The following is a 15021-nucleotide window of genomic DNA, read 5'->3' as shown; positions in this document are numbered from 1 at the left end:
TCATTCTTTTCTGTTATGACTTTACCACTGAAAAAGCTTCTTTAGCCACTGTTTTGGTTGACTTTCACAGCCCTTTTTAATGCTGCCACTTTCATCCCAGACCGGCAATTTGACTGTACCACCACAGTCAAACTCTAACGCCCCTTCAGAAGTTCGAGTAAAGCTAGCGGTCGCAATTCCTGTTGGCCAAGGCAGTAATAGTTGTTCAGGCGTTCTTTGCTTCAGATAATCGGCATAGACACGCAACGCACCGCTAGAACCGGTTAGTTTAGTCGGTTTATTATCATCTCGGCCTAACCAAATCGTCGTGACTTCACGACCATCAACACCCACGAACCAACTGTCTCGACTGTCATTACTTGTGCCCGTTTTACCAGCTAACCCAGCCCATGCAAACTGACCTTGTAAGAAACGACCTGTACCTTCCGATACACCCCGCTTCATGGCATACGTTGTTAACCAAGCTGCCTGCTGGTCAACGCTTTGCGATACACGAGGAATCGATTGATACAGAACTTCGCCATCATTATCAACAACAGAACGAAGTGCAGACAAAGGCGCAATGCGACCAGAGTTGGTAATGGTTTGGTACATCTGAGCAACTTGGAACGGAGTCAGTGAGAACGAACCCAAAAACATCGACGGTACTGGGCGAATCTCATTTTTATCGACACCCAGCTTACCAATGGTGTCCGAGACGCTATCAATGCCTAACTGCATGCCTAAACGAACGGTAGGTACGTTATAAGACTTAGAAAGCGCCACATACAAGGGCACATCGCCACGGAACTTACGATCGAAGTTTCTTGGGCTCCATACGCTGCCCTTACTGCCTTTCAAGCTCAGTGGGGTGTCCTTCAATGTTGTCGCCAACGTATACTTCTGAGGTTGTTCCAATGCGGTTAAGTAGATGGCAGGCTTAACCAAAGAACCAATAGGGCGACTCGCATTCAAAGCACGGTTAAAACCATCGTAACCGGTACGTTTACCACCAACCATCGCTCGGATTTCACCAGTATTGCGATCCACGGCAATAGCTGCGGCTTCCAGTTTGTTACCTGCCGTTTTCGATAAATCAGGCACTTTACGAGCAATCGACTTTTCTAACTTGTCTTGGGAAACGGGATCCAGAGAGGTAAAGACTCGAATCCCTTTTTTCGCTTCAAATCGATCGCCTACATACTTCTTAAGCTCAATGTTTACTTGCTGGAAGTAAGCTGGCTGACGACTAGCAATACGTGGGTTGTCTTGAATATCCAAATCACGACTCGCCGCTTCTTCGTATTGTCGCGGAGTTAATATGTCTTGCTGCATCAATAAGCGAAGAACCAGATCGCGTCGAGTCTTAGCACGCTCAGGGTAACGAACCGGATTGTAATACGACGGTCCTTTCACCATACCCACCAGCAATGCTAGTTGATCGATGCGGAGCTCTTGAATAGGTTGACCGAAATACAAACGAGACGCTAAACCGAAGCCATGAATCGCTTGCCCACCATTTTGCCCAAGGTAAACCTCGTTTAAGTAAGCCTCTAGAATACGGTCTTTGCTGTAACGATGGTCCAAGATAAGCGCAATGTAGGCTTCACGAACCTTACGCCACAATGTACGCTCACTGGACAGGAATAGGTTTTTTGCCAACTGTTGTGTCAGCGTGCTACCGCCCTGTACCGTTCGCCCAGCTTTGACGTTAACGACCATTGCACGAGCGATTGCTAATGGCGATACCCCATCGTGTTGATAGAAGCTTCGGTCTTCAGTTGCTAATAAGGCATCAACCATCACTTCTGGGAACTGATTACGTTTTAAGAACAGGCGTTGCTCATCGTTACTTTTTTCAAGCATACCCAGCATTTTCGGTTCAACACGTAGATAGCCCATGTCGCCTTTCTTCTCTAGCGACTGTATACGAGTTAACTCGTTACCGTTGAAATGCAGCATCACATGACGATCCGCTTCAGGTCCATCGACAAACTCGAACGGACGACGAATCATTTCAATCTTGGTTGAAGAAGAAGAGTACTCACCTGGGTGACGAGGAGAATTCACTTTACGGTAATTAAGTACATCCAGTTCATTCTTAACCTGTACCAAACTCACCGCAGTCCCCGGAGACAGATCCAACACACGAGCATAAACAACGGTTGGCAGATCAAAAAGCTGACCTTCAAAACGCTGCTTAACCACTGAATCCAGATAAATACCGACGAACAACAGCAATGCGGCAAGTGCTAAGCCAGCTTTCCAAGAAATGCCCCACAGAATCTTCAACCAACCTCTCTTACCAGACGGCTTAGCCTTAGGTTTAGTCTTTTTCGCTGCTGCTCTTGGCTTTCTAGGCTTGCCTTTCGTCGCTGGTGACTTCTTTGCTGGCGCTTTTTTAGGTGGTGCCTTTTTTGGCGTTAACATTTTGGTCATCATCGGTTCAACTGTCGTTTAGTTTTAGTGGTTGCTACATGATTAGCAGGGTCATCCGGCCAAGGATGTTTTGGGTAACGGCCTTTCATCTCTTTTTGTACTTCTTTGTACGCGCCAGCCCAAAAGCCGGCTAAATCCTGAGTAATTTGCAGTGGTCGTTGCGCAGGAGAAAGCAACTCAAGCACCACCTTTTTACGCCCTTGGGCAATCAAGGGTGAATCTTGCTCACCAAAGACTTCCTGCATTCGAACAGAGATCATTGGCTCAGATTGATATTGGTATCGAATCGACTTCTTACTGCCCGTTGGCATCAGGTAATTAGTCGGTAGCCATTGATCTATTTCTTTATTCAGAGGCCAGCCAAGATAAGCCGACAGTGCTTGTTCAATCGATACATTCGACAGCCCTTTGGCTGACTTAATACCATTCAGATAGGGTGATAGCCACTCATCAAGATGCTCAATCAAACTCGCGTCATCCATCGCTGGCCAATCATGCTCTGGCATCCAAAGCTGTGCGCAGCGTACACGCTCAACGAGCTGTTTAGCTGAAGACGTCCAATGTAAACGCTCCAGTCCGCAGCGAGCGATATAATTCAGTAGCGCTTGGCTCGCCTGATTCGCATCGGGTTCTGGTAAAGCTTTGGTGCTGATAATCAACTTCCCCAAAGACACTCGCTGCTCTGCCACTAAGCGACCACGTTTCTCATCCCAATCGGCGTAATCGGAACACAAAAACAGTTTTGGAAATTCAACTTCTAGCTGCGCAATATCAACCGCGGTAGCTAAGAAAACTTGACTGGCTCGCCCTGTGCTGCGCATCAAATCAATCACGACGATATAGTCATTATTCGCCAATGGATCATCATCACGAACTTCAGCACCGTGACCATTCGCCAGAAGAAAAGCACTGCTGCTCGCACTTCTCGCTTGTGCAATTCGGTCTGGGAATGCAAAACAAAGCACTAATGGTAGCAATGATTCGTCAACTTGTGACAAATCTAAGTGATGATTGAGTTTGCTGGCGAGACTTTTCGCTCGCTGCATCACCACGCTATTTTTTGAGTGTTTTCTTTGCTTCAGTCGATGCAAAGAGTGCTGAATATCCGTCACATTGCGTTCAGGCTCTTCGAGTAAAGCGGCAGCGACAATCGCGACATTCAACAAGGCTGGACTGTTTTGCTGAGCTTTGATCAGCATACTAGCGATACGCGGCTCAATACCTAGGCGCTGGGCTTGCTTACCGAGCGGAGTAAATTGCCCATTACTATCTAATAAATCAAGCTCTTGTAACAGTTCTGTCGCTTGCTCAATCGATGCCTGTGGCGGAACATCTAACCAATGAAGCTCATCGGCACTACTTGCTCCCCATTGCGTCAATTCAGCCACCAGCGAAGAGAGATCAGAATGAAGTATTTCAGGTTCAGGAACGGATGGTTGTTGCATCAACTGTGTTTCACTGTACAAGCGAACACATAAGCCTTCTTCGATTCGCCCAGCACGACCCGCTCTTTGTTCTGCTGAGGATTGTGAGATTTTTACTTGCTCAAGTTTGGTGATTCCAGTTTTCAAATCGAACTTTGCTACTCGCTCCAATCCCGAATCAACAACTAAGCGAATCCCCTCAATCGTCAAAGAAGTTTCCGCAATGTTAGTGGCTAATACCACTTTTCGACGCCCTTTCACCGATGGCGCGATCGCTCTCTGCTGCTGTTCAAAACTCAATTGGCCATACAACGGACACACGTCAATATCACTGACAAGTTGCCCAAGTTGTGATTCCACTTGTTTTATCGCCGAGGCACCCGGTAAGAAAGCCAAAAGTGAACCCGATTCTTTCTCCATCAGAGATTGAATCACCTTAGCCATTTTAGGTGCTAAATATTCATTCGAGCCTAATGGCTGATAGTAGAAGTCGACAGGGAAAGTTCGGCCTTGCGATTCAACATACTTGGCATCAGGTAACAAAGATTGCAGAGCGTGTTGATCTAAGGTTGCCGACATCACCACCACTTTTAGATCGTCACGCAGCGCATCTTGGATCTCCAAGCTAAACGCCAATGCGGTATCTGCGTGAATGCTGCGTTCATGAAATTCATCAAAGATCACCATATCAACCCCAGTCAATTCAGGGTCGGTTTGGATCATTCTCGTCATGATCCCTTCAGTCACGATTTCCAAGCGAGTCGCACTACTGGTTTTAGATTCACCACGAACCCTAAAACCTATGCTCTCTCCCACTTTCTCTCCTAGTTGGCTCGCTAAGTAAGTAGCAATATTCCTTGCAGCCAAACGCCTTGGTTCAAGCATAATGATTTTGCCTTGAACGGCATTAGTCTTAACCAACTGTAAAGGGAAGAATGTTGACTTACCGGCACCGGGAGCGGCCTTTAGAATAAGTTGAGTGTGTGTTTGTACGCCAGCGAGCAGATCTGGCATCACAGCTTCTATGGGCAGTTGTGGCAATGGGTGAACCTTGTGGTGTAATGTTGGCAACATTGTACATAAAAACCTACCTCTCTAAATAAGTAATATGCACTTCAATCCTCCATTAGAGCCAGCGACTCTTATTAAACGCTATAAACGCTTTCTCACTGACATCCAACTTCCAGACGGCAGCGAGCGTACTATCCACTGCGCTAACACCGGAGCGATGACAGGATGTGCGACTCCTGGCAATACGGTGTGGTACTCAACGTCAGACAATGCAAAAAGAAAGTACCCAAACAGCTGGGAGATCTCAGAAACAGACAAAGGTCACCGTATTTGTGTAAATACTGCGCGGGCAAACCAGCTAGCGGTGGAAGCAATTGAAAATGGGACTATAGTTGAACTCTTAGGTTATAACGCGTTACGAACCGAAGTGAAATATGGCAGTGAGAATAGTCGCATTGATATTCTGCTTGAAGATAACGAAAAGCCGCCTTGCTATATCGAAGTAAAAAGTGTCACTTTGCTCGACGAACAAGTGTCAACTAAGCAACAAATATCAACTAAACAACAAGCATCGACCGAAGGGCAAGGTTTTTTCCCTGATGCAGTGACAACTAGAGGCCAAAAACATCTGCGAGAACTCACAGAAATGGTCGAATCTGGAAGTAGAGCCGTACTTTTATTCACTGTTTTACATTCAGGCATTGAAAAAGTGTCTGCGGCACACCATATAGACGCCAAATATTCGTTATTACTAAAACAAGCACAAGACGCTGGAGTTGAAGTGCTTTGCTATAAAGCAGAGCTCAGCAGTACTCAAATACAACTAAAACAAGCCGTTGAATTTATCAATAGCTAAGCAAAAATGCTGAACTATTCACATTGATTGCAAGTTTTAACAAGAGTATTTGCCACCATTCGTTCTTTCTGCTATAGATACCCGCCTTAAAATTAGCTGCTTTGCAGTTGACTAGGTGTAAATAGGAGATGCTGTATGCCAGAATCTAAGAAAAAAGCGCTAGGCATCCTAGCCATCGCAGGTGTTGAACCGTACCAAGCAAAGACAGGTGAAGAGTACATGTCACCTGAGCAAACGGAACATTTTACAAAAATTTTATCAGCTTGGCGCAACCAGCTCAGGGAAGAAGTTGATCGTACTGTGCACCACATGCAGGACGAAGCAGCGAATTTTCCAGATCCTGTTGACCGAGCTTCTCAAGAAGAAGAATTCAGCCTAGAGTTACGTAACCGTGACCGTGAGCGCCGTCTTATCAAGAAAATTGAGAAGACACTAGATAAGATCGAAGAAGACGATTTCGGCTTCTGCGACTCTTGCGGTGTCGAGATTGGTATTCGTCGTCTTGAAGCTCGTCCAACTGCTGACCTTTGTATTGACTGTAAAACACTTGCAGAGATCAAAGAGAAACAGATGCAAGGTTAATTCTTGCGGATGTAAAGAAAGGGAGCTTTGGCTCCCTTTTTTGTTTGTTTTAAAAAGCGGTTTATATCGTTGTTGATAGCGATAAACTAATCGCCAAACGTCTTAAGAATCGGCTACTGCGGTACCATCAAGATTAGGTTTTCACTTATGAATTATATCGGACGCTTTGCACCATCACCGTCAGGTCCTCTTCATTTTGGCTCACTGGTTGCTGCTCTTGGTAGCTACTTTCAAGCGAAATCTAACCAAGGACAATGGTTAGTTCGTATGGAAGACCTCGATCCGCCAAGAGAAATGGCTGGCGCTGCAGACCTCATTCTTAAGACGCTTGAGGCTTACCACCTGTATTGGGACGGTGAAGTCGTTTATCAAAGCCAGCGTCATGACCTATATCAAGCTCAAATTGATCAATGGGTCACTGACAATCAGGCCTACTACTGTCAATGTACCCGTAAGCAGATAAAGTCCTTGGGTGGGTTTTATAGTGGCCACTGCCGAGACAAAGGTTTGGTTGATTCAGGCGAACAGGCGGTGCGCTTGTGTATGGACTTTCCCATCGAGTCCTTTGACGATGTTCGTCACGGCACGATTCAAATTCCCAAAGCATTGGCTGAAGAAGATTTTATTATCAAGCGCAGAGATGGGTTGTTTGCCTATAACTTGGCAGTTGTCCTTGATGACATCGAACAAGGGGTAACAGAAGTCGTTAGAGGTGCAGATCTGATAGAACCAACAGGTCGACAAATCAGTTTGTATAAGACGCTCAAGCAAAAAAACGTGAGCTACTTGCACTTACCATTGGCAACCGATGGCTTGGGGAATAAACTGTCAAAACAAAATCATGCCACCGCGATAGATCTCGACAACCCAAAACCGACGTTAATCAATGCGATGCGATTCTTAGGTTTTGATATCCCGAATGCTCTTTTCGAAGCGTCAATGGATGAAGTTTTATTGTGGGGCTGCCAGCAATGGAACGTCAATCAGTTACCTGATAGTTTACAAAAAGAGCACAGCAATGAGTTCGAAACTAACGGCAAATCGCAATAACGATACATAAAAATACCCTAACAAATACCTGTGACTAAGCAGACGATGTTCTCAAATGGCTCGCGCTAAGCTATTATTAGCCGCAATTAAACTCTGCACTACCACTTTGGACTAAGAGAAAAACAAAGCTGGCGATACCTACTTTGTTATAAACTAATGAATACAAACGACAATACCCCAAGCGAACAACGCGGATTCCACGAATTAGCTCTGAATATTTATACTCGTCAAGAGCACAATATTTCACGCAAGCAGATCAGCGACAATGCACTTAAAGTGTTATATCGCCTGAATGGTGCGGGTTTTGACGCATTTCTAGTCGGTGGTGGTGTACGCGACATCTTATTAGGCTCTCAGCCAAAAGATTTTGATATCGCGACCAACGCAACGCCAGAGCAAATCAAGCACCTATTCAGAAACTGTCGCCTTATCGGTCGACGTTTTCGCTTGGCACATATCATGTTTGGTCGTGACATCATTGAAGTAGCAACTTTCCGTGGCCACCACCAAGAGCCATCGAAAAACGTTTCTGCGCAATCTGAAGAAGGTATGTTGCTACGCGATAACGTGTACGGCAATGTTGATGAAGATGCAGAACGTCGTGACTTCACAATCAATGCGATGTACTACAACATTGCAGACTATAGCATCCACGATTACGCGGGTGGTGTAGAAGATTTAGAAGATAAGCTGATCCGCCTGATTGGCGATCCAGAAACGCGTTACCGCGAAGACCCAGTACGCATGCTACGTGCAATGCGCTTCGCCGCTAAACTGGATTTTGATATTGAGGAAGATACAGCCGACCCAATTGAAGAGTTAGCACACCTTCTAAAAGATATCCCAGCAGCGCGCCTTTACGAAGAGTCTCTAAAATTACTGCAATCAGGTCACGGTTTAGAAACCTACCACTTGATGCGTGAGTACAACCTGTTCCAGCAGATGTTCCCTTCAGTAGCGGAACACTTCACAGAAGGCTACGACTCACATACCGAGCAGATGCTTGATTTGGTACTCGACTCGACTGACCTTCGCATCGAAGATGGCAAGCGAGTAAACCCCGCGTTTATGTTTGCTGCAATGCTATGGTACCCAATGAACAAGTTGGCAGACAAGCTTGTCGCTGAACAGGGTATGGCGCACTACGATGCGATCATGGAAGCAAGTAACATCATTCTTGATCGACAAGTAAAATCAATTGCGATTCCTCGTCGCCATACCGCAACCATTCGCGAAGTTTGGCAACTGCAACTACGACTGCCTCGCCGCAACGGTAAACGTGCCGTTCGCCTGATGGAACTCAACAAGTTCCGTGCTGGCTACGATTTCCTAGAAATGCGTGGCGAAATTGAAGGTGGCGAAACCAAAGAACTAGCAAAATGGTGGGAGCGTTATCAGACAGCAGGACGCAATATGCGTCAAGCGATGGCTAATGACGTAGCAGCACCATCAAAGTCGGGTCATCGCCGCCGTAAGACTTACAGGAACAAAAAGAGTAAGCAATCAGAATGATAACGGCTTACATTGCGGTCGGCAGTAATCTTGCCGACCCCGTTAGCCAAGCAAACTTGGCTATCGAAACGCTAAAGAATCTTCCGCGAACAACGTTTGTTGCGACCTCACAGCTATATAGTAGCACTCCAATGGGGCCGCAAAACCAACCCGACTACATCAACGCGGTAGTAGCAATTAGAACAGAATTAACGCCAATTGAACTGCTTGATTGCACTCAAAAGATCGAGCAAGAGCAAGGGCGCGTCCGTAAAGACGAGCGTTGGGGGCCAAGAACCTTGGATCTCGATATCGTGTTATACGGCAATGAGGTGATCGATTCAGAGCGCTTAACCGTTCCTCATTACGGAATGAAAGAAAGAGAATTTGTGCTCTACCCGCTTGCTGAAATCGCACCAAGTTTACAACTCCCTGATGGGACTGAGCTGACAGAACTACTAAAAATAGTAGATAAGAACGGGCTCAATGTTTGGCAGCAATAGCCAAGCGCATTAAGGAAAATCAATGAAAAAAGTAACCATTAACGACCTAATCAAGTGCAAACAAGAAGGCCGTAAATTCGCGACGTCGACAGCTTATGATGCAAGTTTTGCTCAATTATTCGAAAGCCAAGATATGCCAGTTCTACTTGTCGGTGACTCACTTGGCATGGTTCTACAAGGTCGTAACGATACATTACCAGTAACCGTTGAAGATATTGCTTACCATACTCGCTCAGTGCGTGCTGGGAGCCCAAACTGTCTTCTTATGGCTGACATGCCATTCATGAGTTATGCCACACCAGAGCAAGCCTGTGAGAACGCAGCAACCTTAATGCGCGCTGGTGCGAATATGGTGAAAATCGAAGGCGGAAGCTGGTTGATTGAAACTGTGAAGATGCTAACAGAACGTGCTGTACCAGTATGTGCACACTTAGGCTTAACGCCTCAATCGGTAAACATTTTTGGTGGTTACAAAGTTCAAGGTCGTGACAACGAGCAAGCCGATAAAATGGTTGCTGATGCGCTAGCACTACAAAATGCAGGTGCTCAAATCGTTCTTCTTGAATGTGTACCAGCTTCATTAGCAAAAAGAATTACAGAAGCTTGTGACGTACCGGTTATCGGCATCGGCGCAGGTAATGTTACCGATGGTCAGATCTTGGTTATGCATGACATGTTCGGTATTTCTGCGAACTACATGCCGAAATTCTCTAAGAATTTCCTAGCTGAAACAGGTGATATGCGTAAAGCCGTCGCTCTATACAAAGAAGAAGTAGAGAGCGCACGTTTCCCTGATGATGCTCATACAATCGCTTAGGAGTAACTATGCAAACTTTTGCTGAAATAGCGGCTCTTCGTGAGCAGATTAAACAGTTTAAGCGTGATGGACGTACGGTTGCTTTTGTCCCAACAATGGGAAACCTACATGAAGGTCACCTAACTCTGGTCAAGAAAGCTCGTGAACTAGCTGACATTGTTGTTGTAAGCATTTTTGTTAACCCAATGCAGTTTGATCGCGCCGACGACCTAAATAACTACCCTCGTACGTTAGAAGCCGATTTAAACAAACTAACAGGCGAAGGTGTTGAGTTAGTCTTTACGCCAACACCAGAGGTTATGTACCCAGATGGATTGGACAAACAGACGTTTGTTGAAGTCCCGGGTATATCTCATATGCTTGAAGGTGCCTCTCGTCCAGGTCACTTCCGCGGTGTATCAACAATTGTCACGAAACTGTTTAATATCGTTCAGCCAGACTTTGCATGCTTCGGTGAGAAAGATTTCCAACAACTTGCTGTGATTCGCCAGATGACAACTGACTTAGCGCTAGACATTGAGATTGTGGGCGTAGCGACTGTTCGTGAAATGGATGGTTTAGCAATGAGCTCTCGCAATAGCAACCTAACGATTGACGAACGTCAGCGAGCTCCAGTTCTAGCGCGCACTATGCGTTGGATCAGCAGTGCTATTCGTGGTGGTCGTGATGATTACGCGTCTGTCATTGAAGATGCAACAGACCAACTGCGCGCAGCAGACCTACAACCGGATGAAATATTCATTTGTGATGTGAAAACGTTACAAGCAATCACTTCAGAATCGACTCAAGCAGTGATTCTAATGTCGGCTTTCCTAGGTAAGACTCGTCTTATCGACAACCAAGTTTTAGATTTGGTCACGGAAACGAAAGAAGAAGTGAAAGAAGAAACTGCTGAGTAATCGCTTTCTTCTTTTTACGTAAACCAGGTCCTAACGCAAAGCACAAATGAAAAACATAAAAAAGGTCGATGTAATATCGACCTTTTTCTTTGCCTGCGATTCAGGATAATTAATAGCTCCTAGATAACTAATAGATCCTGGATAACTAATAGCTCTTGGATAACCAAAAGTTAGCTACGTAAGCCGATCCCCTTTGTAACTAAGTAATGTGCAATGCCATACAGCACGACAATAAACACACCTAGTACGCCAAACGACGTCACAATACCCACATCAGACACACCCAAAAAGCCATATCTAAACGCGTTTACCATATACACGATAGGGTTCAACTTCGATACACCTTGCCAGAATTCAGGCAATAGACTGATCGAGTAGAACACACCACCCAGATACGTCAGCGGCGTTAAAATGAAGGTTGGGATAATAGAAATATCATCAAACGTGCGTGCGAATACAGCGTTGATCAAACCACCCAGAGCAAACACAACCGACGTGAGAAATACCGTCGCAATGATCACGCCCCAGTGGTCGACTTGAAGGTCAACAAAGAACAGCGATACAAAGGTGACGATAGTGCCCACTAACAAGCCACGCACCACGCCGCCCATTACGAAGCCGGCGATAATCACGTAGTTAGGAACAGGCGCTACAAGCAGCTCCTCAATGTTCTTCTGGAATTTGGCACTAAAGAACGATGAAGCAACGTTGGAATATGAGTTGGTGATCACCGACATCATGATCAGACCGGGCACAATGTATTCCATGTAGCTAAAGCCATTCATTTCACCAATACGCGCACCAATCAGGTTACCGAAGATGATGAAGTAAAGCGTCATGGTAATCGCTGGCGGCACCAGAGTTTGCACCCAGATACGCGTGAAGCGATTGATCTCTTTGGTCAACAAGCTGCAGAAAGCGGTCCAATATAGGCTGTACATATTATTTATTCCCCTCACGGACGATACTCACAAATAGCTCTTCTAGGCGGTTTGCTTTGTTACGCATAGAGAGAACTTTTACCTGCTGCTCACTCAATTGATCAAAGATGGTATTCAAACCTCGATTCTTGTCGATTTCGATTTCTAGCGAGCCATTAACCATCACTTGGCTATTCACACCTTCAAGTTTAGGTTCAGTCGCACCCTCTTCAAGATCAAGAATAAAGGTCTCGGCACTCAACTTACCCAACAGCGACTTCATTGTGGTGTTCTCAATCAACTCACCACGATTGATGATACCAATGTTACGACACAGCATTTCCGCTTCTTCTAGATAGTGCGTAGTTAAAATAATGGTGATGCCCTGCTTCTCGTTGATCTCCTTGAGGAATTCCCACATTGAACGACGCAATTCAATATCAACACCCGCCGTTGGTTCATCAAGAATTAACAAATGAGGCTCATGCATCAGTGCACGCGCGATCATCAAACGACGCTTCATACCACCAGATAAGTTACGCGCACGTTCGCCACGCTTTTCCCACAAATCGAGCTGAGATAAGTACTTTTTAGCGCGTTCTTTAGCGAGAGCTTTCGGTACACCGTAGTAACCGGCTTGTTGTAGCACGATCTGCTCAACCGTTTCGAACGGGTTAAAGTTAAACTCTTGCGGGACTAAACCTAAGTTCAACTTCGCTAACTCCAGATCGGTATCAATGTCGTAGCCAAACACTTTCACCTTGCCTGACGTTTTATTAACCAGTGAAGAGATAACACCAATGGTGGTGGATTTACCCGCACCATTTGGGCCAAGTAGTGCGTAAAAGTCGCCTTTTTCTACTTGTAAACTCACGCCCTTAAGAGCCTCAAAGCCCCCTGCATAAGTTTTTCTTAGTTGCTCAATTTCTAATGCATACATAGAGGTAGACTGCCATTTGCTATAGATAAGATGTTGATGACCGAGCTTGAGAAAGAGAGTAATACTTAAAACGAGCTAGCAGAAAACTAACTCAAACTTATTTACTCGACCATTTTGCAAACAAGTTTATCGTTGATTAACGATTAATACAAATACCGAGTGAGGCTTTCTTTCGAAAGCGAACAAGAATATTAGGTACGTAAAGAGCAATTCAGTGTTCAGTAAACATAAAAAATGCCGTTAAGTTATTAACTTAACGGCATTAATCACCAATACTATATTTGTCGTCTATAACTGATTCATGTCAAATTATTGCTGAAGATTAAACCGAGTCAAATTGATGTTCATCTCTATCAACATAGCTTGTTGCAGCTGTCAGGGCTTCATATCTGAATCGATAAGTATTGGATTCAGGCACAAGGTCAATCACATGGAATTTTTCTAATTGCTGACGAGTATTCTCATTAGGACACAATAAGTACACCTCACACTGCGCATCTAGGGCATCTTTAATCGCATTTTCTAGCGCTAAGCCAACGGTAACATCAATCATAGGCACATCAGTTAGGTCTAAGATCATCGCTTCATAATCAGAAATGCTCGAGTGTTGACGTGAAATCGCTTTTGAAACACTGAATATCATCGGCCCAGAAAGGTAGAAGAACAGCACTTTACCATTAGCACTATCCAGTAACTGACGTTCACTGTCAGTCAATGGGATATCGTCTTCATCATCGCCATCACTGATCGCCTTAACTTGTCTAGCTTGCTCTCGACTCAGCCTTTCAATGATCAGAATGTTTGAGATAAAAACGCCCAGCCCCACCGCAATAATTAGATCAACGAATACGGTTAATAACATCACACCGTACATGACACCCATGCCAGCATAACTCACCTTGTGTGCGCGCTGAATAAAACTCCAATCAAGGATGTTGAAACCGACATACATCGCGATACCAGCCAACACAGCCATAGGGATCGGTTCTGTTAAGCCTCCCGCAACCAATACCACTAGCGCAAGCACCAAAGCACGAATAACACCAGAAAGCGGAGAACGAGCCCCTACCTGAATATTGGTCACGGTGCCCATGGTTGCGCCCGCACCGGGTAGCGCACCAAACAGACCAGAAATCATATTCGCAATGCCTTGGCCACGAAGTTCTTTGTCTGAATCATGCTCTTTACGAGTCAATGAATCTCCGATAACCGCAGTCAAAAGCGTATCAATACAACCAAGAGTACCTAGCACCAAAGCATCGATAACCATTGTGGTGAATTGCTCAGAGCTGATAGTCGGAATAACAAGAGAAGGTAAGCCTGCGGGAATTTCACCAATACGGCGAATAGAATCGGTATCAAAGATAATAACGGATAAGAGCGTTACAGCCACTAAAGCGACCAATTGAGCGGGCACATACTTACGATATTTAGCAGGAAAACCGAAAAGGATACCAAGCGTTAACACCCCCAAAAACAGCTCACTGACTTTCAGATTTGCTAGCGTATCAGGAAGTGCCGAAAGTGTGCCCATCACTCCGCCAGAAGGGGCTGCGTGCCCTAGCAAAGGAGAAAGCTGCAGAATGACAAGAATCACGCCGATACCGGACATAAAGCCAGATATCACGCTATATGGCATCAAAGTGACGTACTTTCCTAGCTTTAATGTACCGAGTAATATCTGAAAAGCACCCGCCATCATTACCACGGTAAAGGTCATTGCCATCCCGGTTTCAGGGTACTTGGCCACCATGCTGGTCATTACTGCCGTCATGATCACTGTCATCGGCCCGGTAGGCTCTGATATCAAGCTGCTTGAGCCACCAAACAATGCCGCAAATAGGCCCACCATGATGGCGCCCCAAAGGCCAGCTTCCGCGCCCGCACCAGAAGCGACACCAAATGCCAACGCTAAAGGCAATGAGATGATGGCTGTAGTTACACCGCCAAACATATCTCCTTTGAGATTGATATCCGTAAAACGACTTCCAAACAAAACACACCTTCCTGATGATGAAATGACAAACCTTATCACTTTAACAAATGTATCAACGGTTCAGAAAGTGTTAATTTAATCACACTATTCGTCTCTTATATTCGGATTATGCCT

General features: G+C 45.4%; 12 protein-coding genes. 7 read left to right on the top strand and 5 right to left on the bottom strand.

Annotated features, from left to right (window positions below):
- Positions 1-21: 21 nt before the first annotated feature.
- Complete coding sequence (mrcB, locus tag AB6D07_RS03685; RefSeq protein ID WP_017103851.1) at positions 22-2421, bottom strand: penicillin-binding protein 1B; 2400 nt, start codon at positions 2419-2421, stop codon at positions 22-24.
- Complete coding sequence (hrpB, locus tag AB6D07_RS03680) at positions 2418-4856, bottom strand: ATP-dependent helicase HrpB (protein WP_032500829.1); 2439 nt, start codon at positions 4854-4856, stop codon at positions 2418-2420. Before hrpB ends, mrcB begins: the two co-directional genes overlap by 4 nt.
- 94 nt (positions 4857-4950) lie before the next feature.
- On the opposite strand from hrpB, the gene sfsA reads away from it, so the two are divergent.
- From sfsA to panC, 7 genes are all read left to right on the top strand, one after another.
- Positions 4951-5709, top strand: a complete 759-nt coding sequence (gene sfsA / locus AB6D07_RS03675; RefSeq protein WP_012604729.1) for a DNA/RNA nuclease SfsA — start codon at positions 4951-4953, stop codon at positions 5707-5709.
- A gap of 135 nt (positions 5710-5844) precedes the next feature.
- Positions 5845-6291, top strand: a complete 447-nt coding sequence (gene dksA, locus AB6D07_RS03670) for an RNA polymerase-binding protein DksA (RefSeq protein WP_009847581.1) — start codon at positions 5845-5847, stop codon at positions 6289-6291.
- A gap of 147 nt (positions 6292-6438) precedes the next feature.
- Positions 6439-7341 (top strand): tRNA glutamyl-Q(34) synthetase GluQRS, encoded by a 903-nt coding sequence (gene gluQRS, locus AB6D07_RS03665; protein ID WP_017103849.1) that lies wholly within the window; start codon positions 6439-6441, stop codon positions 7339-7341.
- Positions 7342-7497: 156 nt separating this feature from the next.
- Positions 7498-8853 (top strand): polynucleotide adenylyltransferase PcnB, encoded by a 1356-nt coding sequence (gene pcnB / locus AB6D07_RS03660; RefSeq protein ID WP_009847583.1) that lies wholly within the window; start codon positions 7498-7500, stop codon positions 8851-8853.
- Positions 8850-9335, top strand: coding sequence for a 2-amino-4-hydroxy-6-hydroxymethyldihydropteridine diphosphokinase (gene folK, locus AB6D07_RS03655; RefSeq protein WP_017103848.1), 486 nt, complete (start codon positions 8850-8852; stop codon positions 9333-9335). Before pcnB ends, folK begins: the two co-directional genes overlap by 4 nt.
- Positions 9336-9357: 22 nt before the next feature.
- The gene (gene panB, locus AB6D07_RS03650; protein ID WP_009847585.1) at positions 9358-10152 is read left to right on the top strand and encodes a 3-methyl-2-oxobutanoate hydroxymethyltransferase; all 795 of its coding nucleotides are present in this window, start codon (positions 9358-9360) and stop codon (positions 10150-10152) included.
- An 8-nt stretch (positions 10153-10160) separates the two neighbouring features.
- Complete coding sequence (gene panC, locus AB6D07_RS03645) at positions 10161-11051, top strand: pantoate--beta-alanine ligase (protein ID WP_017103847.1); 891 nt, start codon at positions 10161-10163, stop codon at positions 11049-11051.
- 170 nt (positions 11052-11221) lie between these two features.
- Here the strand turns inward: panC and AB6D07_RS03640 are convergent, their stop codons facing one another.
- From AB6D07_RS03640 to AB6D07_RS03630, 3 genes are all read right to left on the bottom strand, one after another.
- On the bottom strand, positions 11222-11992 hold the full coding sequence (locus AB6D07_RS03640; RefSeq protein ID WP_009847587.1) for an ABC transporter permease: 771 nt from the start codon (positions 11990-11992) through the stop codon (positions 11222-11224).
- 1 nt (position 11993) lies between these two features.
- The gene (locus AB6D07_RS03635) at positions 11994-12911 is read right to left on the bottom strand and encodes an ABC transporter ATP-binding protein (protein WP_009847588.1); all 918 of its coding nucleotides are present in this window, start codon (positions 12909-12911) and stop codon (positions 11994-11996) included.
- 322 nt (positions 12912-13233) lie between these two features.
- Positions 13234-14865, bottom strand: a complete 1632-nt coding sequence (locus tag AB6D07_RS03630) for a SulP family inorganic anion transporter (protein ID WP_029223085.1) — start codon at positions 14863-14865, stop codon at positions 13234-13236.
- Between the last annotated feature and the right edge of the window lie 156 nt (positions 14866-15021).

The organism is Vibrio sp. 10N.239.312.C11 (assembly GCF_041466065.1).
GTDB lineage: Bacteria > Pseudomonadota > Gammaproteobacteria > Enterobacterales > Vibrionaceae > Vibrio > Vibrio tasmaniensis_A.
The sequence above is the reverse complement of the archived record's forward strand: the minus strand, read 5'-3'. Positions and strand labels throughout refer to the sequence as shown.